Genomic DNA, 19,319 nt, shown 5'->3' with positions numbered 1-19,319 from the left:
CGTCCTCAGAACCGCAGTTCTGCGACAAGTCCGGTCGTTGCGTCGACCACCCGCTCGACCGCGTAGGAGTGCTGGCTCGTGGTCGAGAAGTAGTTGATGCCGATGAAGTTGAACCACAGCGTGGCGACGCCGACCAGCGCGAGCAGGGCGGCCTTGCGGCCCTTCCAGCCGGCGGTGGCGCGCGCGTGGAGGTACCCGGCGTAGACGACCCAGGTGATGAACGCCCACACCTCCTTGGGATCCCAGTTCCAGTAGCGCGACCAGGCCTCGTGCGCCCAGATCGGGCCGGTGATGAGGACCGCGAAGGTCCACACCGGGAACGCGAAGGCGTGCACGCGGTAGGCGAGGCGGTCCAGGGCGTCGAGCTGCGGCACCCGCTCCAGCCAGCTGCTCAGCGGACGCTCCGCGGCGGCCGCGCGGCGCTCGGCACGCATCCGGACGAGGTACATGGCCGAGGCGATGCCGCCGAGGGTGAAGGCGCCGGTGGCGGTGATCGCGGACATCACGTGGATGACCAGCCACGGCGAGTTGAGCGCCTCGGTCAGCGGAGCGACCGCGTCGTAGAGCCAGATCACGGCGACCATGAGGGTCGCGACGACGAAGCCGACGACCAGCGGGCCCATCCAGCCGAGGCCGAGCTTCTTGTAGAGGACCACGTAGAGGAACGCCACGACGAAGGTGCCGGCGAGCGTGAACTCGTACATGTTGCCCCAGGGCACCCGGTTCGGGTCGGCGGCCATGCCGCGCCCGACGAGCGCGACGAAGTGGGCGGCGACGGCGATCGCGGTGAGCAGGATGCCGAGCCGGCCGAGGAACGCCGTGCGCCCGGGCTCGGGCTCTGCCGCCGTCGGTACGTCGGCAGCGGCTCCGGCGCCCACCAGCTCCCGGTCGGCCGCGGGCTGGCGCAGCGAGGCCCACTCGGCCAGGTAGACCACCAGGGCCAGGAAGTAGACGATGCCGGCCGTCGCGACGGCCTGGTTGCTCAGTGTCTCCCACGCGGTGTTGCTCATGACTGCCTCACGATCTCGGGTTTCTCCTGGAGCTGGTCGAGCACGGTGGCGAGGACCTCGTCCATCTCACCATTGCCGGAACGGTCGAGCACGGCGACCTCGACCCGGGTGCCGCTGCCGTCTTCGTCGGGCACGGCCCGCACCCACACCCGGCGCGGCCGGATGAACAGCGAGCAGCACAGGCCGATGAGGGCGAGGATCACGCCGGTCAGCGCGATCCCCTTGCCGGGGGTCTGGCTGATCTGGACCCGGATCCACGGGTCGACCCGGTCGAAGGTCACGGAGCCGAGCCCGTTGGGCAGCTCGACGGTCTTGCCGGGCTGCAGGTCGACGCGCAGCGGCTTGCCGTCGGCCTTCTTGATCTGCGTCGCCTTCGCCTTGTCGAGGACGTAGACCGACTGCGAGCGACCGTCGTCGAGGCCGAGGTCGCCGGTGTAGGCGAGCATCGACAGGGTCGGGTTGAGGTCGTCGCCGAACACGGTGACGGGATTGCCGTCCTGCATCTCGAAGCTGGGGAAGAACAGCCCGTCGAGCCCGATCTGGCCGGGCTTCGCGGTCGGGCACTTCACGACGCCGTACGACAGGAAGCTGGCGTCACGCGGCAGGAAGACCGTCGGGCCGGTGCACACGACCTCGCCGGAGCCGTCGCGGATGGTGATCACCGGGGCGTAGCCGTGACCGATGAGGAAGACGTCGGTGCCGTCGACCTCGAGCGGGTGGTTGACCTTGAGGTCGTAGGTCTGCGGCTTCCCGTCGCCGACCCGGTAGGTCAGCCCGGCCTCGAACTTGCGGGCCTGGCCGAAGCGCGGGCCCTGCTTGAGCCAGTCGACGGAGAACTTGTCGACCGTGAACCGGAAGTTCTTCATCTGGTCCTGGCGGAACAGGCCACCGGGCTTGAAGTCGTCGTACTGCGTGAGGTTGTTGCTGAACGTGCTGCCCTGCACCAGGATCACGCCGCCCTGGTAGCCCCACAGGCTGCCCATCGCGACACCGGCGAGCACGATCAGCAGGGACAGGTGGAAGACCAGGTTGCCGGCCTCGCGGACGTAGCCGCGCTCGGCGGACACGAAGTCGTCGGGAGCCGAGGTGGTTGAGCTCGTCGAAACCCGGAGGCGGTGTCGCCGACCGAGGACGGCCCGCGCCCTGTCCAGGACGTCGGCCGGCGCCTGCTCGGTCGTGTACGACGCCTGCACCGGCATCCGGCTCAGGTGCCGCGGGGCCACGGGCGGCTGGGCCCGCAGCGCCCGGTAGTAGACGAGCAGGCGCGGGATGATGCAGCCGACCAGCGACAGCACGAGCAGCAGGTAGACCGCCGAGAACCACGGCGAGCTGTAGACCGAGAACAGGTCGAGCTTCTCGTAGACCGGCGTCAGCTTCGGGTGCTCGTCCTTCCAGCGGGTGACGGCGAGCGAGTCGACGTCGGCCTGCGGGATCACCGAGCCCGGGATCGCGGCCAGCGCGAGCAGCAGGAGCAGCAGCAGCGCGGTGCGCATCGAGGTGATCTGCCGCCACGTCCACCGGCCGAGCTCGCGCGCGGTCAGCTCGCCGGGCTGGCGCTCGTCGGTACGGCGCTCGGTGCCGCTCATACGAAGGTCTCCCCGAAGGCGACGGTGCGCAGCTGCGCCCACTGGACGAGGTGGTCCCACCAGCCGGTGACCATGAGCAGGCCGATGGCGACCAGGAACAGGCCGCCGATCCGCATCACGGTCGCCTGGTGGCGGCGTACCCACCTCAGTGCGCCGACGGTGCGGTTGTAGGCGAGCGCGACGACGATGAACGGGATGCCGAGGCCCAGCGCGTAGCAGAGCGCGAGCAGCGCGCCGCGGGCAGCGGTGCCGCCGTCGGCGTAGGTGAGGTTGAGGATGACACCGAAGGTCGGCCCCACGCAGGGCGTCCAGCCGATCGCGAACAACGCACCGATCAGCGGTGCGGCGCCGAGCCCGACGCCGGGCAGCTTGTGGATGCGTACGTCGCGCTGCAGCCACGGGACGAAGCCCGCGAAGACCAGGCCCAGCACGATCAGCACCACCCCGAGGACGATGGTGATCAGGTCCTGCCAGCGCTGCAGCTGGGAGGCGAGCCCGCCGAACGCCGTACCGGCGAAGACGAAGACGACCGCGAAGCCGAGCACGAAGAGCACCGAGCCGAGCAGCATCCGGCCGCGGCGCCGGCTCGCCTCACCGGCGGCCAGGTCGGCGCCGGACAGGCCGGTCGCGTAGGACAGGTAGCCCGGCAGCAGCGGGAGCACGCACGGGGAGAAGAAGGAGACCAGCCCGGCGACCATCGCGACCGGGATCGCGATGCCGAGCCCGCCGACCATGGCCTGCTCGCGGAACCAGTCACCCATCGGACTCCGCCAAGGTGTCCTCGACGACGCTGGTCAGCGTGGTCTTCGACGGGATCGGACCGTTGATCAGCGCCGCGACCCGGCCCTCGCGGTCGAGGACCAACGTGGCGGGGGGCGCGTACGGCGCGTACTTGCCCATGTCGAGCAGGGTCTCGCTACCGGGGTCGTAGAGCGACGGGTAGTCGACGCCGCGGTCCTTCTCGAACGCGGCCGCGGTCTCGGGGGCGAGGTCACGGATGTTGATGCCGACGAAGGCGACCTGGTCGGGCTGGTCCTTGCCCAGCTCGTCCTCGGCCTCCACCAGCATCGGCATCTCGCTGCGACACGGGCCGCAGCCGGACCACCAGACGTTGAGCACGACGACCTTGCCGCGCAGGTCGGCGATGTCGAGCGCCTCGCCCTGGATCGTCGTGCCGCTGATGTCGAGCGGCTTCTGCCGGTCGCCGTCCTTGACGAGGACGACCTGCTGGTCGCCGTTGATGTACTCGAGGTCGCCGGTCCCCCCGACCCGGGAACACCCGGACGCGAGGAGGACCACGCCGAGCAGGACGGCGACAGCAGTGCGTCTCATGCCGAGGGCGTCCCCTCGGGCCTGTTCTCCTCCGGTGCGTCACCGGCGGAGAACGGCGCGGCGATGTCGCCGGTCGGGATCAGGTCGATGGCGGGCTCGGCGTACGAGATCTCGACCAGCTCCTCGCCGGCGAACCCGAACGACGTGATCGAGCACAGCGTGCACTGGCGCTTGCGCGGGTCGTGGAGGAAGGAGCGCTTCTCCGCGGCCAGCCGGGTGGTCCAGATCGGCAGCTGGTGCGAGACCAGCACGGCCTCGTGGCCGGCGGCGTCGCGGCGGGCGTCGTGGACGGCCGCCATCATCCGCTCGACGATCGCCTTGTAGGGCTCGCCCCACGACGGCTTGAACGGGTTGTAGAGGTGGCGCCACAGCAGCGGGTTGCGCAGCGCGTTGTTGCCCTTGCCGAAGGTCAGGCCCTCGAAGCGGTTGGCGGACTCGATCACCCGCGCCTCGCGGCCGACCTCGAGCCCGAGCGCGGACGCCAGCGGCGCGGCGGTCTCCTGCGCACGCTCGAGCGGCGAGGACCGGATGACGGTGATGTCGTTGCCCTTGAGCGCCTCGGCCACCCGGTCGGCCATCGCGCGGCCGCGGGTGGAGAGGTGGAAGCCGTCGCGGCGGCCGTAGAGCACGCCCTCGGGGTTGTGGACCTCGCCGTGGCGGACCAGGTGGACGATCGTGTCGGGGGTGCTCACAGCGCTGCTCCGAAGCTGGCGGCGGCGGCGCGGGCAGCCACCGGGAGGGCGTCGAGGACCTGCTGGACGGCCCGGTCGCCGTGGGACGAGGAGACGAACCACGCCTCGAAGGCCGACGGCGGCAGGTGCACGCCCTGGTCGAGCATCGAGTGGAAGAGGGCGGCGTACGCCGGCACGCTGGTGCCCTGCGCCTGCGCGAAGTCCGTCACCGGGTGCTCGGTGAGGAACACCGAGAACATCGAGCCGGTCGACTGGATGACGTGCGGGAGCCCGGCGGCGGTGAACGTCTCGGCGATCCCAGCGCGCAGTGCGTCGGCGACGACGTCGAGCCGCGCGTAGACCTCGTCGGTCGCGGCGGTGAGCGTGGCGAGGCCGGCGGCGGTCGCGATCGGGTTACCGGCGAGGGTGCCGGCCTGGTAGACGGGGCCCTCGGGGGCGAGGTGGGCCATCACGTCGGCGCGACCGCCGAACGCCGCGGCCGGGAAGCCGCCGCCCATCACCTTGCCGAAGGTCATCAGGTCGGGGACCCAGCCCTCGACGGCACCGTCGGTGCCCCACTGGCCGGCCTTCGAGACCCGGAAGCCGGTCATCACCTCGTCGCTGATGAACAGCGCGCCGTGAGCGCGGCAGGTCTCGGCGAGGAACTGGTTGAAGCCCGGGGCGGGCGGGACGACGCCCATGTTGCCGGGCGCGGCCTCGGTGATCAGGCACGCGATCCGGTCGCCGTGCTCGGCGAAGACCGCGGCGACCGCCTCGCGGTCGTTGTAGGGCAGCACCAGGGTCAGCTCGGTGGAGCTGGCCGGGACGCCCGGCGTACCGGGGATGGAGAAGGTGGTCAGTCCCGAGCCCGCCGCGGCGAGCAGCGAGTCGACGTGGCCGTGGTAGCAACCGGCGAACTTCACGACCACGTCGCGGCCGGTGAAGCCGCGGGCGAGCCGGATCGCCGACATCGTCGCCTCGGTGCCCGAGGTGACCAGGCGCAGCCGCTCGACCGGGGTGCGCGCGACGATCGCCTCGACGAGCGCCACCTCCCCCTCCGTCGGGGTGCCGTACGACGTCCCGCGGCCCACTGCCGCCTGCACGGCGTCGAGCACCGCGGGGTGCCCGTGGCCCAGGAGCATCGGCCCCCAGGAGCAGATCAGGTCGACGTACTCGTTGCCGTCGACATCGGTCAGCCACGGCCCGGAGGCCGAGCGGATGAAGCGCGGCGTGCCGCCGACGGCGTTGAACGCACGGACCGGCGAGTTGACGCCACCGGGGGTCACGGCACGGGCCCGGGCGAAGAGGGCCTCGGAGGTCGAGGTCAGGGGTGCGGACACCGCGCCATTGTCGCCGATGGGTCCCAATGGCCCTCATCCCGGCCACCTGTCTTGTGCGCCACGCCCATAGCACGTTCACCAACTTGTGTCCGGGATCATGTGACACCCGTAACGCCGGTGTGTCACGATTCGTTGACTCGGTGCACAGGTGGGCACTGAGGGAGAGCCCGCGCGAATGGGGCCACTCGTGGCCAGGGGAGAGAGTTACACATGTCGAGGAAGCGTCTGGGGCGGCTGCAGCGCGTCGCCACCATCATTCCGCTCGCCTTGCTGTCCGCAGCGTGGACCGCGTCCGTCGCCGGCATCGGCGGCATCGGCTCGCCGGTCCAGGCCGCTGAGACGCCCGGCCAGGTGACCGACGGCACCAGCGTGCCCGAGGAGTCCATCGAGGACCCCGCGAGCCTTTCCGACCCGGCCTCGATCGAGGGACTCGAGGACGGCAACGAGGCGGGCATCGTCTCCGCCGCGTCCACCAACGCCATTCCTGCCGCCGCCCTGGCCGCCTACCAGCGCGCCGAGACGGTCATCAACTCCGCCGACGAGTCCTGCAACATCACCTGGCAGCTCATCGCCGCGATCGGCCGCGTGGAGTCCAACCACGGGCGCCACGGCGGCAACGTCCTCGACAACGACGGTGTGGCCACCCCGGGCATCTACGGCCCGGCGCTCGATGGCCAGGCCAACACCAAGGCCATCTCCGACACCGACGCGGGCGTCTACGACAACGACACCCAGTGGGACCGTGCGGTTGGCCCGATGCAGTTCATCCCGTCGACCTGGCAGGTCGTCGGCGTGGACGCCGACGACGACGCCGCCCGCAACCCGCAGGACATCGACGACGCGGCCCTGGCCGCCGCGGTCTACCTCTGCTCGGGCGACGGCGACCTCTCCACGGTCGTCGGCCAGCGTGCCGCGGTCTACCGCTACAACCACAGCCAGGCGTACGTCGACCTGGTCCTCAAGATCATGAACGCCTACCTCGAGGGCGACTTCACCTCGGTGCCGAACAACTCGACCGCCGCGGGCTACGTCGTCCCCGAGCCGCCGAGCTTCGACGTCCGCGGCCCCGGCAAGTTCAAGAGCGGCAAGGGCACCAAGGGCACCGGCACCGGCGCCCCGTCCGCCGACCCGACCGTCCCGGCTCCGCCCGCGGAGGCCGGCAACGGTGGCAACAACGGCGGCAACAACGGCGGTACCGGTGGTGGCACCGGTGGCGGCAAGACCCCGTCGGCCCCGGCCCTCCCGCCGCTGCCCGCCCCGCTCGACACCGTCGACGAGGGCGTCGGCGCGGTGACCTCCAACCTGATCAGCGGCGTCCTGGGCCTGCTGACCAGCCAGCAGGCCGCTACCCAGTGCCGCGACGAGTTCCCGAAGCTGACCCAGTCGGTCCAGCTGCTGAACTGCCTGCTCAGCTACGGCCTCAAGCCGTAGCCCCACGCACGACCCGCGAGAGCCCCGGATCTGTCCCCCCAGTCCGGGGCTCTCGTCTTTTTCACCGGCCCTCGCCGGCCCGAGGAACGAGGGCCGGTGAGGACCAGCCGGGGAGGTTGAGGAGGCCCGCGGCCGAGGAACGAGGCCGCGACGGCCGTCTCGAAACCCACGCGGGCGCTTCCTCCAGCGACTACCGTGTCCCGCGGTCTCGACCGAGACCCGGAGGAGGAGATGTGGCAGTCACGACCAAGGACACCGTGCTGGCCGGGGTGCGGGTCGTGGACCTCACCGCCCATGCGGACGAGCGGGGACAGTTCGTCGAGCTGTTCCGCGACGAGTGGCCGCTCGACGTACGCCCGGTGCAGTGGAACGCAGTCCGCTCCCGTGCCGGCGTGATGCGAGGGGTGCACGTGCACGTCACCCACCACGACTACCTCACCGTCCTCGCCGGCACCCTGGTGCTGGGCCTGCACGACCTGCGTCCCGACAGCCCGACGACCGGTCGCTCCACGCTGCTGACCATCGACGCCGACGCGCCGACGGCCGTCGCCATCCCGCCCGGTGTGTGCCACGGGTTCTGGTTCCCGGTGCCGAGCGTCCACCTGTACGGCGTCGACCGGTACTGGAACGTCGCCGACGAGCTGGGCTGCCGGTACGACGACCCCGCGCTCGGCCTCGACTGGTCGCTGGACTCCGCCCCGCTGCTCTCCGAGCGGGACCTCGGCGCCCCGGACTTCGCGACCATGCGCTCGGCGTACCTCTCCGGGGTCGAGGGGTGAGCGCACCTGTCGTCGGCCTCGTCGGCTTCGGCCGCTGGGGGCGGTTGATCTTCCGGGACCTGCGTGCCCTCGGTGCCGAGGTGCACGTCGCAGTGCCGTCGGAGGCCTCGCGGCGGGCCGCCCTCGAGAGTGGTGCCGCCTCGGTGGTGGCGTCGGCCGGGGACCTGCCCGATGCCGACGGCTACGTCGTCGCACCGGTCACCGTGCTGCACGCCGACTGCGTGCGGGCGCTGCTCCCCCGCAACCGCCCGATGTTCGTCGAGAAGCCGCTCACCGCGGACCCGGCCTCCGCTGCCGAGCTGGTCGCGGCCGCCGGCGAGCGGATCTTCGTGATGGACAAGTGGCGCTACCACCCCGGGGTCGTGGAGCTCGCCCGGCTGGCCCGCAGCGGCGCCTTCGGGCCGATCCGCAGCATCACCAGCCACCGGCTCGGCTGGGGCAACCCGCACCGCGACGTCGACGCCGTGTGGATCCTGCTCCCCCACGACCTGTCGATCGCGGTCGAGATCCTCGGCCGCGTCCCGGAGCCACGGTTCGCGGCCACGGCGGACGCCTCGGGCAGCGGGCTGCTCGCAGTGATGCGCGATGACGACGGACCGCTGGTCACGTGCGAGGTGTCTGCCGACCACCCGGTGAACCGTCGTACGGTCGTCGTGGTCGGCGAGCAGGGCTCTGGCCAGCTGGCCGACTCCTGGGACGACCGGATCGTGCTGGCCGGCACCGTCGACGGCGTCGAGATCACGCCCGAGACCCGGGAGCGGCCCGTGGGGGCCGAGCTCCCCCTGGCGGCCGAGCTGCAGGCCTTCCTGGACCACCTGGCCGGCGGTCCGCCGCCCCGCTCCAGCGCGAGCGACGCCCTCGGGGTGGTCCGGGCCATCGCCACCCTGCGGACCATGGCCGGGCTCCCCGGAGCGAGCAGTTGACCGGTTTCACCGTCCTGCTCCCGGTGCACCGCCCGCCGGTGATGCTGCGGCTGGCGATCGAGTCGGTGCTGGCGCAGAGCGTCGCCGACTTCGACCTGGTCGTGATCTGCGACGGCGCACCGCCGGAGACCGCCGCCTGCGCGCAGGAGTACGCCGACCGTGACCCGCGGGTCCGGGTCCTCGACCTGCCGAAGGGCGAGCGGCACGGCGAGGCGCACCGCCACCGTGTGCTCGAGGAGGTCGACGAGGCCGCGCGCCCCCTGGTGGCGCAGGTCGCCGACGACGACCTCTGGTTCCCCGGACACCTCGCCGAGCTTCAGCAGCTGCTCGCCGATGCCGACTTCGGCAACCTGCTCCAGGCCCGGCTGACGCCCGAGGGCGAGATCGCCCTGCACCTCGGCGACCTGGCCGACCCGGCGACCCGGGAGCGGATGCGCACCGAGAGGTTCAACTTCTTCGGTCCGAGCGTCGCGGGCTACCGGCTCTCGGCCTACCGCCGCCTGGACCGCGGCTGGCAGCCCGCACCCGCCGACGTGTGGAGCGACCTGCACATGTGGCGCGCCTTCCTCGACACCCCGGGCCTGCGGCTGGCGACCCGGTTCGCGGTCGAGGGGGTCAGCCTGCCCGCCGCCGAGCGCACCGACGTCGGCCTGGCCGACCGGGCAGCCGAGAACCGGAGGATCGCTGCCGAGCTGCTCGGCTCGGACCGGGCGCAGCGCGACTTCCGGGCGCGCGCGTACGCCGTGCTGTGGGCGCACCACGCCACCACGGCGACGTACGCCGAGCAGGTCCGGGTGGCCCACGACGACGCCGTCGCCGAGATCGCGAACCTGTGGACCCACCTCGAGGCGACCCGCGGCGCCCTCGACGCAGCCACCGCCGCCCTCGAGCGGAAGCGGAAGGCCAATCGGCGCCTGCGGGCCCGCAACCAGGCCCTCGCCGAGGAGCTGGCGTCGGCCGAGGTCAGCGGAGCAGCCCGGCGGCCTCGGTGGCCCAGTAGGTGAGGATGATGTCCGCGCCGGCCCGCCGGATCGAGGTGAGCGTCTCGAGGATCGCGGGCTCGCGGTCGATCCAGCCGTGGGCGGCGGCCGCCTCGACCATGGCGTACTCCCCCGAGATGTTGTACGCCGCCGTCGGCACGCCGAGCTCGCTCGCCGCGTCGGCCACGCGGCGCAGCACGTCGAGGTAGGCCAGCGCCGGCTTCACCATGACGACGTCGGCGCCCTCCTCGATGTCGAGCAGGGCCTCGCGGACGCCCTCGTTGGCGTTGCGCCGGCCGTCCTGCTGGTAGGTCCGGCGGTCGCCCTGCAGGGAGCTGTCGACGGCCTCGCGGAAGGGGCCGAAGAAGGCCGAGGCGTACTTCGCGGAGTAGGCGAGGATCCCGGTGTCGGTGAACCCGGCTCCGTCGAGGGCGTCGCGGATCACCGCGACCTGGCCGTCCATCATGCCGCTCGGCCCGACCATGCCGGCGCCGGCCTGCGCCTGGACGACCGCCATGTCGGCGTACCGGACCAGGGTGGCGTCGTTGTCGACCCGCCCGGCCGCGTCGAGGACGCCGCAGTGGCCGTGGTCGGTGAACTCGTCGAGGCACAGGTCGCCCATCACGACCAGTGCATCGCCGACCTCGCTGACGACGTCGGCGATCGCGACGTTGAGGATCCCGTCGGGGTCGGTGGCGCCGGTGCCGGTGGCGTCCTTGGCCTGCGGTACGCCGAACAGCATGATCCCGCGCAGCCCCGCCTCCGCCGCCTCGACCGCCGCCTTCCGCAGCGAGTCGCGCGTGTGCTGGACGACGCCCGGCATCGAGCTGATCGGTGTCGGCTCGCTCGCGCCCTCGCGCACGAACGCGGGCAGCACCAGCTGCTCGGGGCGCAGGGTGGTCTCCGCGACGAGGTCGCGCATCGCCGCCGAGGTCCGCAGGCGACGGGGACGGACGACGGGGCGCAGGATCTCGTTCACCCCGCCATTGTCCCGCAGGCCCGCCGACCCGGCACAAAGTGGCTCCTGAGTTCCGCTGACCCGGCAGAAAGTGGCTCCTGAATTGCGCCGACCCGGCAGAAAGTGGCTCCGGAAATGCGCCGACCCGGCAGAAACTGGCTCCGGAAATGCGCCGACCCGGCAGAAAGTGGCCTGCACGCGAGCCACTTTCTGCCGGGTCGGCGGGAAATTCGAGCCAGTTCGGGCCGGGTCGGCGGGAAATTCGAGCCAGTTCGGGCCGGGTCAGGCCTTGCGACGCCGAGCCGAGGGCTTGCGGTCGCTCGGCTTGGTGACCGGCTCGCCGGCCTCCAGCATCGCGGCCCGGCGGCTGGCGCCGAACCCGGCGAGGGCCTCGACGAGCAGCTCGACGTCCGGCTTGGGAGCCAGTACGTCGACCCGCAGGCCGTGCTCCTCGGCGGTCTTGGCCGTGGCCGGCCCGATCACCGCGATGATCGTCGACGGGTGCGGCTTGCCGGCGATGCCGACCAGGTTGCGCACGGTCGAGGACGACGTGAACACGACGGCGTCGAACTTGCCGGTCTTGATCGCGTCGCGGGTCGGAGCCGGCGGCGGGGCGGCCCGGACGGTGCGGTACGCCGTGACGTCGTCGCACTCCCAGCCGAGGTCGATCAGGCCGGCGACGAGGTTCTCGGTCGCGATGTCGGCGCGCGGCAGGAACACCCGGTTGATCGGGTCCAGCTGCTCGTCGTACTCGGGCCAGTCCTCGAGGAGACCGGCGGCGGACTGCTCGCCCGAGGGGACGAGGTCGGCGCGCAGGCCCCAGTCGGCGATCGCCTGGGCGGTCTTCTCGCCGACGGCGGCGATCTTGAGGCCGGAGAAGGCACGGGCGTCGAGGCCGTACTCCTCGAACTTCTCGCGGACCGCCTTCACGGCGTTCACCGAGGTGAACGCGATCCACTCGTAGCGGCCCTCGACGAGACCGCGCACGGCCTTGTCCATCTGCTGCGGGTTGCGCGGCGGCTCGACGGAGATCGTGGGGACCTCCTCCGGGACACCACCGAACTCGCGGATCCGGTTGGACAGCGACGCGGACTGCTCCTTGGTGCGCGGCACCAGCACCCGCCAGCCGAACAGCGGCTTGGTCTCGAACCAGGACAGCTTCTCGCGCAGGTCGACGACCGCACCGATGACGGTGATCGCCGGCGGGGCGATCCGCGCGGCGCGGACGTCGGCGGCGATGTGCTCGAGCGTGGAGGTGATCGTCTCCTGCTCCGTGGTCGTGCCGACCCGGGTCATCGCGACCGGGGTCTGCGGCGAGCGGCCGATGGCGATGAGCTGCTTGGCGATGTCGCCGATCTGGCCGACGGCCGAGAGCAGCACCAGGGTCGGGGTGTCCGCGTACCGGTTCCAGTCGACCTTGTCGCCGCAGGTCACCACGGCCACCTCGCGGTGGTCCTTGGTGGTCAGCGGGATGCCGGCGTACGCCGGGACGGCGCCGACCGAGGAGACGCCCGGGACGACCTCGAACGCGAGACCGGCCTTGGCGACCGCCTGGGCCTCCTCCGGACCGGACGCGTAGAGGAACGGGTCCCCGCCGAGGAGGCGGACGACGCGCAGGCCGCGCTTGGCCTGCTTGACGACGACCTTCGCGCGGGCGGCGTGGGTCAGCGGCTGGCCGTCCTCGCCGAATCCGCCGTCGAGGATCTCCGGCTCCGGGGCCGGCTGGTCGCCGACCTGCTCGGCCCGCGCGCGCACCACGGCGACCAGGTCGGCGTGACCCGGGTCCTCCGTGATGACGACGTCGGCGTCCTCGATCAACCTGACGGCCCGCACGGTGAGCAGGTCGGGGTCGCCGGGGCCGGTGCCGACGAAGGCCGTGAAGCCGGGGCCTCCGGGGTGGACCTGGGCGGCGGCGGGAGTCGAAGCAGCCTTGGCTGTCGTGGCTCGCGTCATGGGTTGAGCACCTCTGCAGATCGTGCGGACGGGGGGTTCTTCGGTTCGGGGGTGCGGGACTCGTCCCGCAGCTGGGCCATCAGCTCGTCGCCGCCGTCGGCCAGCATCTCGGCGCCGAGGTCGCCGCCGAGCTTGGCGGCCTCGGCCGGCCAGGACGTGGGGTCGGTTCCGAGCGCGGCCGACGCGGAGCGGCGTACGGCGAGCGCGCCGTCCTCGGACAGCACGACGGCCCGCAGCCACAGCTCGAGCCCGTCGTCGCCCTCGGCGACCTCGGCGAGGGCACCGATCGGCGCGGCGCAGCCGCCCTCGAGCGTGGCCATCAGGGTGCGCTCGGCGGTGATGGCAGCGTGGGTGCCGGGGTCGTCGAGCCGGGCGAGCAGCGCGAGGGTCTCGGTGTCGTCGGCCCGGCACTCGACGGCCAGCGCGCCCTGGCCGGGGGCTGGCAGCACCTGGAGCGGGTCGAGCACCTCGGTGACCTCGTCGAGCCGGCCGAGCCGGGCCAGGCCGGCACGGGCGAGCACGACGGCGTCGTACGTGCCCTCGGCGATGCGGCCGATCCGGGTGTCGACGTTGCCGCGCACCCCGACCAGCTCGACGCCGAGACCGAGCGCCTCGATCTGCGCGACCCGGCGCGGGGAGCCGGTCGCGACCTTACTGCCCAGCGGCAGCTCGCCGAGGGTGAGGCCGTCACGGGCGACGACGACGTCGCGCGGGTCCTCGCGCGGAGGTACGGCGGCCAGCACGATGCCCTCGGTGGCGTACGTCGGGAGGTCCTTGAGCGAGTGGACGGCGACGTCGACCTCGCCGGCGAGCAGCGCGTCGCGCAGCGCGCTGACGAAGACCCCGGTCGAGGGCGCACCCACGAGCGAGACCCCGCTGGCCTGGCTGCGGTCGCCGTCGGTGGTGATCTCGACCAGCTCGGTCGGCGTGCCGAGCGCCTCGAGGGCGTCGGCGACGTGGCCGGACTGGGTGGTCGCCAGCGTGCTGCGGCGGGTGCCGATGCGCAGGGTCGTCATGACAGGCCCTCCTCGGACACGACCGGACGGGTGACGGCGTCGACCGCGTCGGGGTCGAGCGCGAACAGCTCGGCGAGCGCGGCGGCGTACGAGACGGCGCCCTGCTCGTTGGCGAGCTCCTTGACCCGGACGGTCGGCTCGTGGAGCAGCTTGTCGGCGACCCGGCGCACGGTCTGCCGGATCTCCTCGCGGACCGCGTCGTCGAGGTCGGGCAGCCGGCCCTCGAGCCGGGTCATCTCGGCATCGACGACGTTGGTCGCCATCGACCGCAGCGCGACGACGGTGGGCGTGACGCTGGCCTGGCGGCGGGCGGCGAGGAAGGCGGTGACCTCCTCGCCGAGGATCCGGCGCACCTCCTGGACCTCACGGCCGGTGGCGCCGCCGTGGAGAAGGTCGCCGAGCTCGGCCAGCCCGACCCGTCGTACGCCGGCCAGGTCGGCCACGTCGGGCGCGATGTCGTGGGGCAGCGCGAGGTCGATCAGCGCCAGCGGCCGCTCGACGTCGCCGCGCACGAGGGACAGCAGGGTGCGGTCGATGATCGTGCCGGACGAGCCGGTGCAGCTGATCACGATGTCGGCCTTGGCCAGCTCGTCGCCGAGGTCGGCCAGCCGGACCGCCTCGCCGGAGTACTGCACGGCCAACCGGACCGCGCGGTCCACCGAGCGGTTGACGACGGAGAGGCGCCCGGCACCGAGGCGACTGGCGGTCGCTGTCGCGAGACCGGCCATCGCGCCGGCACCGATCACCACGACGTGCTTGCCCTCGACCGAGCCGACGACCTTGGTCGTCTCGTCTAGCGCGGCGCTGACCAGGGTCGGGGCGACCTGGTCGATCTCCGTCTCCGCGCGGGTGCGCTTGCCGACCCGCAGCGCCTGCTGGAACAGGTTGTTGAGGGCGGACCCGACGGTGCCGAGCTCCTGGCCGCGGCGCAGCGCCTCGCGGGTCTGGCCGAGGATCTGGCCCTCGCCGACCGCCATCGAGTCGAGGCCGGCGGCCACCTGGAAGAGGTGGGAGATCGCGCCGTCGTCGTAGTGGACGTAGAGGTGCGGGAGCATCGCCTCGGTCGTCTCGCCGGCCCGGTCGACCAGGAGGCGGGAGATCTGCTCGATGCTGCCGTGGAAGCGCTCCACCTCGGTGTAGATCTCGAGGCGGTTGCACGTCGCGATCACCGTCGCCTCGCTGACGTGCTCGCACGAAGCGGCGTCGGTGATCAGCTTCTGCACGCCGTCGCGGTCGAGCGCGACCCGCTCGAGCAGCGAGACCGGCGCGGAGTTGTGGGAGATCCCCACGACCAGCACGCTCACGCGGCACCTCCGTCTGCGTCGGTCGCCGCGTCGGCGCCGTTGGCCTTGCGCTGCTCGTGGTAGGCGAGGATCTGCAGCTCGATCGACAGGTCGACCTTGCGCACGTCGACGCCCTCGGGCACCGCGACCACGGCCGGCGCGAAGTTGAGGATGCTGGTGATGCCGATCGCGACCATCCGGTCGGCGACGTCCTGCGCGGCGACGGCCGGCGTGGCGATGACGCCGATCGCGACGTCGTGCTCGCGGACGATCTCCTCGAGGTCGTCGAAGGGGCGTACGACGACGCCCGCCACCTCGCGCCCGACGATCCCGGGGTCGGCGTCGAGCAGCGCGACGACCCGGAAGCCGCGGCTGCGGAAGCCGGAGTAGTTGGCCAGCGCGTGGCCCAGGTTGCCGATGCCGACGATGACGACCGGCCAGTCCTGGGTCACCCCGATCTCCCGGGCGATCTGGTAGCGGAGGTAGTCGACGTCGTACCCGACACCGCGGGTGCCGTAGCTGCCGAGGTAGGAGAGGTCCTTGCGGAGCTTGGCGCTGTTGACGCCAGCGGCGGACGCGAGGTCCTCGCTCGAGCAGGTGCGGATCCCGCTGTCGGCCAGCGCCGTCAACGCCCGCAGGTAGACGGGCAGGCGGGCGACCGTGGCCTCCGGGATGACCCGGCCGGCATCCGTCGAACTCCGTGTGGTCACAGCTCCACTTTCCAGCCGCCCGATCAGGTGTCAATCACGCGGCTCGATCACTGTAGGAGTTTGTGAACGTGAGAACAAAATGGACGCGGAGCCCTCGCCCGGTGTTACCGTCGCGGCCGCGCACACATGGGGAAATGAGGGCGCATGATGCACCGTTGGACGCACTGGATCGCCCTGCTCGCAGGCGTGTTCCTGCTCACGTCGATGGCGCCGGCGACGGCGGCCACGGGTCCGATCGACCTGACCATCTACGACCAGCCCAGCGTTGCCTACCCGCTGCTGGACCCGAACGACTCGGTCCTCGACGTGCGCTACTGGATGACCCGCAACGCCAACCTGACGGTCACCGTCAGCGACGATGGCGGACGGGTCGTCCGCACGGTCCTGGACCGGGTGTCCACCGTCGGCGGCCCCCGCGACAACATCGTGTGGGACCTCTCCGACGACGACGGCAACCCAGCGCCGACGGGCGCCTACGAGCTGCGGTTCACCGCGGTCGACAGCTCGGGCAACGTCGACAGCGCGAGCATGCCCGTCGGCGTCGACCGGCGCCCACGTCCGACGCTCGGCGGCGTCGCTCCCGGTCCGGTGGGCGACACGATCCGACCGAGCCTCGCCCCGCCGGCCGACCTGGGCGTCACCCGGGTCTCGTTCGCGCTGCTCGAGGACCCGGACGACGGCTCCTGCGCCTACGCCCTCGCCGCTCCGCCCGCAGGTGGTGTCTACACGGGCGAGCTCACCACCACCTCGTGCCCCGGCGGGGTCAACCAGCTGAGGGGAGCGTTCTCGTGGATCGACCCGCTGGGTCGGCCCGCCGGCGGCTACGCCGAGCCCATCGACGTCACCCTCTCCGACACCGGCGCGCCGGTCATCACGACGCCGACGGTCACCTCCCGACCGACGCTGACCGACTCGGCGACCTACCAGGAGCTCACCTACGACTTCGAGATCCTGGACTCGTCGTACGTGGCCAGCGCCCAGCTCTGGGTCACCGACGCCGCGGGGCAGGTCGTGCTGCCGGAGGTGCAGCTCGGCTCGACCCCCAGCGTCCGGGTCGCAGGCACCTGGCGCTGGCGTCCTGCCGACAGCACCGGACGGATGTTGCCGCCCGGGCTCTACACCGTCCACTTCCGGGCGGCCGACCGACTCGGCAACAGGAGCACCACCGAGCACACCAGGCTGCTGCTCGACCCGCTGGTTCCCGGGACCCTGGCCGTCGCACCGGTGGCGGGCCAGCCCACCAAGTACCTCGCGACCGTCACGACGCGGTCCGACATCGAGGTGCGCAGCGTGGGCTTCCTGCCGTGGCGGGGAGAGTCGACCCACGAGGCGGGGACGTCCACCTGGAGCCGGGAGATCGACATCACCAGCTACGGCACCAACCCGTACAGCCTGTCGGCCGGCATCAGCTGGCAGGCCCCGGGCGGATTCCCCTCGGGCTACTTCACCACCCCGTCGATCACGCTGACGGGGATCGACGACAAGCCGCCCGTCGTCCACGTCCCCGCGGACCGGCGCATGGTCCTGCGCGATCCGACCGCCTACCTGACCGAGCCCCTGGACTTCAGCGTCAGCGACGCCACCGGCATCGGCTCGTGCCGCTACTGGGTCACCGGCCCGACCGGCACCACCGTGGTGGCCGAACGGCCCTTCGAGGCCTGCGGCGGGTCCTCCACGAGGCTCACCTGGAACGGCACCAACGATGCCGGAACCCTCCAGCCGTCCGGCGTCTACACGGTCCACACCCGGGTGAGCGACACGCACGGTCACCCCACGGAGGGCGCACCGGTGGTGGTCACCCTCGACGGCACGGTGCCCGCCACACTCTCGGTGACGCCGGACCCGGTCGACCCCGACGTCTTCCACGCGACCCTCACCCCGGCAGGAGGCGGTGTCCGGCTGCACGAGGCGTACGTCGACGCCACCCTCGCGACCCGCGACCCCGACACCGGCCTCTGGCACGCCCGCGTCGACCTCTCGACGAGGCCCCACGTGACGTCGCTCTCCGCCAACATCACCTGGGACACCGAGCCGGGTGGCAACACGGCACGGTTCAGCACCCTTCCGATCGCGGTCCGGCGCGTCGACACCCGGCCGCCTGTCGTCACTGCGGGCATCGACAGGACCCTCTACCTCACCCGGCCCGACGCCTTCGACCCCGTGACCATCTGGTTCGGCGTCGACGAGGACTACCCCGGCGCGTCCGGCACGTACTGGATCACCACGGCGGCAGGCGCTGTGGTGCGGCCGGCCGAGGCCTTCGACGAGGTCGACTCCCACGCCGACTTCAGCTGGGACGGCACCGACGCCCAGGGGGCCCTGCTGCCGGCCGGCAACTACCTGGTGCACGCCCGCATCACTGACCGGGCCGGCCACAGCGCCGAGGCCACCAACCGGGTCCTCCTCGACCGCACCGTCCCGGGTGACCTGACCGGCCCGTTCGTCGGCGGCCCGCTCAGCGGCACCGTGTACTTCGAGTACACCCCGACCTCGGAGCCCGGGATGACCCTGGACATGGCCTGGGTGCAGTTCAGCGACGGCGGGTACTTCGAGTTCCACAACGCCTCGGCCGACGGGATCTGGCGCACCACCTTCGACGTCGACCAACTGGCCCCCGGCTCGGCCGAGTTCGTCGTCGGAACCCGGTGGGACGACACCGAGTACGGGACCCACTACTACTACGGCGCCCCGAGGACGATGCAGATCGCGGCCCGGGCGGCGCCCGAGCCGCCCGTCGTCTCCGTGCAGGGTGCCGAGCGCGCCGTCGACGTGCGCTGGCAGTTCACCCAGCGCTACGCGACCGGGTTCCGCGTCGAGTGGTCGCGCAGTGACGGCGCCGGCGGCTGGTCCGGCGCCGACCTTCCCCCTGACGCGCGGCGGCACATGATCACGGGACTGTCGCCCTCGACCAGCTACACGGTGCGGGTGCGGGCCACGAGCACCGCCGGACCGAGCAACTGGGCCACCGGCGTGGCGCAGACGCCCGAGAGCACCGGCCCGGGCGAGCCGCCCGTGGACCCGCCCACACCCGCCGCTCCTGCCGCTCCTGCCCCGACAGCTCCCGCCCCGGTCAAGGTGAGCGCCGTCGCGCTCCAGCGAGCCGCAGCCATCTCGTGGCAGCCACCGGCCACGGGTGCGGGCACCCCGACGTCGTACGTCGTCCAGGTGCGCCGTCCCGGGACAGGCTGGGTCACGGTCAAGGTCCTCGGTCCGAGCCGGTCCTCGGTGAAGCTCCGCGGCCTGCGCCCCGGTGTCGTCCACCGAGTCCGGGTCATCGCACGCAACGACGCCGGACAGGTTCGCAGCGCGGTCGTACGGGTCCGCCCGTTCCGCTGACGACGGCGCCG

The 19,319-nt window shown here is 72.2% G+C and carries 16 protein-coding genes; 5 read left to right on the top strand and 11 right to left on the bottom strand.

Features of this window, described 5'->3' with window-relative positions; genetic code table 11:
* Positions 1-5: 5 nt before the first annotated feature.
* The 6 genes from ccsB to hemL are packed head-to-tail and all read right to left on the bottom strand — an operon-like array spanning position 6 to position 5,939.
* Positions 6-1,010: a c-type cytochrome biogenesis protein CcsB gene (gene ccsB, locus ACZYRU_RS20510; protein ID WP_488958946.1), complete on the bottom strand. Its 1,005-nt coding sequence runs from the start codon at positions 1,008-1,010 to the stop codon at positions 6-8.
* Positions 1,007-2,596, bottom strand: a complete 1,590-nt coding sequence (gene resB, locus ACZYRU_RS20505; RefSeq protein ID WP_488958945.1) for a cytochrome c biogenesis protein ResB — start codon at positions 2,594-2,596, stop codon at positions 1,007-1,009. Before resB ends, ccsB begins: the two co-directional genes overlap by 4 nt.
* Complete coding sequence (locus ACZYRU_RS20500; RefSeq protein WP_488958944.1) at positions 2,593-3,357, bottom strand: cytochrome c biogenesis CcdA family protein; 765 nt, start codon at positions 3,355-3,357, stop codon at positions 2,593-2,595. Before ACZYRU_RS20500 ends, resB begins: the two co-directional genes overlap by 4 nt.
* The gene (locus ACZYRU_RS20495; RefSeq protein ID WP_488958943.1) at positions 3,350-3,928 is read right to left on the bottom strand and encodes a TlpA disulfide reductase family protein; all 579 of its coding nucleotides are present in this window, start codon (positions 3,926-3,928) and stop codon (positions 3,350-3,352) included. Before ACZYRU_RS20495 ends, ACZYRU_RS20500 begins: the two co-directional genes overlap by 8 nt.
* On the bottom strand, positions 3,925-4,620 hold the full coding sequence (locus ACZYRU_RS20490; RefSeq protein ID WP_488958942.1) for a histidine phosphatase family protein: 696 nt from the start codon (positions 4,618-4,620) through the stop codon (positions 3,925-3,927). The genes ACZYRU_RS20495 and ACZYRU_RS20490 overlap by 4 nt, the downstream gene beginning before the upstream one ends.
* The gene (hemL, locus tag ACZYRU_RS20485; RefSeq protein ID WP_488958941.1) at positions 4,617-5,939 is read right to left on the bottom strand and encodes a glutamate-1-semialdehyde 2,1-aminomutase; all 1,323 of its coding nucleotides are present in this window, start codon (positions 5,937-5,939) and stop codon (positions 4,617-4,619) included. Before hemL ends, ACZYRU_RS20490 begins: the two co-directional genes overlap by 4 nt.
* A 210-nt stretch (positions 5,940-6,149) precedes the next feature.
* Here hemL and ACZYRU_RS20480 point away from each other — a divergent pair, with 210 nt between their 5' ends.
* From ACZYRU_RS20480 to ACZYRU_RS20465, 4 genes are all read left to right on the top strand, one after another.
* Positions 6,150-7,370, top strand: coding sequence for a lytic transglycosylase domain-containing protein (locus ACZYRU_RS20480; protein ID WP_488958940.1), 1,221 nt, complete (start codon positions 6,150-6,152; stop codon positions 7,368-7,370).
* Between the two features lie 233 nt (positions 7,371-7,603).
* Positions 7,604-8,149 (top strand): dTDP-4-dehydrorhamnose 3,5-epimerase family protein, encoded by a 546-nt coding sequence (locus ACZYRU_RS20475; RefSeq protein ID WP_488958939.1) that lies wholly within the window; start codon positions 7,604-7,606, stop codon positions 8,147-8,149.
* Entirely contained in the window at positions 8,146-9,072 is a 927-nt protein-coding gene (locus tag ACZYRU_RS20470) for a Gfo/Idh/MocA family protein (protein ID WP_488958938.1), read from the top strand. Before ACZYRU_RS20475 ends, ACZYRU_RS20470 begins: the two co-directional genes overlap by 4 nt.
* Positions 9,069-10,076, top strand: a complete 1,008-nt coding sequence (locus ACZYRU_RS20465) for a glycosyltransferase family 2 protein (RefSeq protein ID WP_488958937.1) — start codon at positions 9,069-9,071, stop codon at positions 10,074-10,076. Before ACZYRU_RS20470 ends, ACZYRU_RS20465 begins: the two co-directional genes overlap by 4 nt.
* On the opposite strand, the gene hemB is transcribed toward ACZYRU_RS20465, so the two are convergent.
* The 5 genes from hemB to ACZYRU_RS20440 all read right to left on the bottom strand — a co-directional run bounded on the left by hemB (position 10,036) and on the right by ACZYRU_RS20440 (position 15,972).
* A complete protein-coding gene (gene hemB / locus ACZYRU_RS20460) occupies positions 10,036-10,974 on the bottom strand; it encodes a porphobilinogen synthase (RefSeq protein ID WP_488959010.1) in 939 nt (312 codons plus the stop codon). The genes ACZYRU_RS20465 and hemB overlap by 41 nt on opposite strands.
* Before the next feature lie 318 nt (positions 10,975-11,292).
* The gene (locus ACZYRU_RS20455) at positions 11,293-12,963 is read right to left on the bottom strand and encodes a bifunctional uroporphyrinogen-III C-methyltransferase/uroporphyrinogen-III synthase (RefSeq protein WP_488958936.1); all 1,671 of its coding nucleotides are present in this window, start codon (positions 12,961-12,963) and stop codon (positions 11,293-11,295) included.
* On the bottom strand, positions 12,960-13,979 hold the full coding sequence (gene hemC, locus ACZYRU_RS20450; RefSeq protein ID WP_488958935.1) for a hydroxymethylbilane synthase: 1,020 nt from the start codon (positions 13,977-13,979) through the stop codon (positions 12,960-12,962). The genes ACZYRU_RS20455 and hemC overlap by 4 nt, the downstream gene beginning before the upstream one ends.
* Positions 13,976-15,283: a glutamyl-tRNA reductase gene (locus ACZYRU_RS20445; protein WP_488958934.1), complete on the bottom strand. Its 1,308-nt coding sequence runs from the start codon at positions 15,281-15,283 to the stop codon at positions 13,976-13,978. The genes hemC and ACZYRU_RS20445 overlap by 4 nt, the downstream gene beginning before the upstream one ends.
* The gene (locus ACZYRU_RS20440) at positions 15,280-15,972 is read right to left on the bottom strand and encodes a redox-sensing transcriptional repressor Rex (protein WP_488958933.1); all 693 of its coding nucleotides are present in this window, start codon (positions 15,970-15,972) and stop codon (positions 15,280-15,282) included. The genes ACZYRU_RS20445 and ACZYRU_RS20440 overlap by 4 nt, the downstream gene beginning before the upstream one ends.
* Positions 15,973-16,116: 144 nt before the next feature.
* Between ACZYRU_RS20440 and ACZYRU_RS20435 the strand changes: the two genes are divergently transcribed.
* A complete protein-coding gene (locus tag ACZYRU_RS20435; protein WP_488958932.1) occupies positions 16,117-19,308 on the top strand; it encodes a fibronectin type III domain-containing protein in 3,192 nt (1,063 codons plus the stop codon).
* Positions 19,309-19,319: the final 11 nt, after the last annotated feature.

The sequence above is a fragment of the Nocardioides sp. F233 genome, assembly GCF_057813895.1.
This window is presented reverse-complemented; position numbering and strand designations above follow the sequence as displayed.

Coding starts and splice junctions, on each gene's coding strand:
- ccsB (WP_488958946.1), bottom strand. CDS start 1,010: ATGAGCAACACCGCGTGGGAGACACTGAGCAACCAGGCCGTCGCGACG.
- resB (WP_488958945.1), bottom strand. CDS start 2,596: ATGAGCGGCACCGAGCGCCGTACCGACGAGCGCCAGCCCGGCGAGCTG.
- ACZYRU_RS20500 (WP_488958944.1), bottom strand. CDS start 3,357: ATGGGTGACTGGTTCCGCGAGCAGGCCATGGTCGGCGGGCTCGGCATC.
- ACZYRU_RS20495 (WP_488958943.1), bottom strand. CDS start 3,928: ATGAGACGCACTGCTGTCGCCGTCCTGCTCGGCGTGGTCCTCCTCGCG.
- ACZYRU_RS20480 (WP_488958940.1), top strand. CDS start 6,150: ATGTCGAGGAAGCGTCTGGGGCGGCTGCAGCGCGTCGCCACCATCATT.
- hemB (WP_488959010.1), bottom strand. CDS start 10,974: ATGCGCGACCTCGTCGCGGAGACCACCCTGCGCCCCGAGCAGCTGGTG.
- ACZYRU_RS20455 (WP_488958936.1), bottom strand. CDS start 12,963: ATGACGCGAGCCACGACAGCCAAGGCTGCTTCGACTCCCGCCGCCGCC.
- hemC (WP_488958935.1), bottom strand. CDS start 13,979: ATGACGACCCTGCGCATCGGCACCCGCCGCAGCACGCTGGCGACCACC.
- ACZYRU_RS20435 (WP_488958932.1), top strand. CDS start 16,117: ATGATGCACCGTTGGACGCACTGGATCGCCCTGCTCGCAGGCGTGTTC.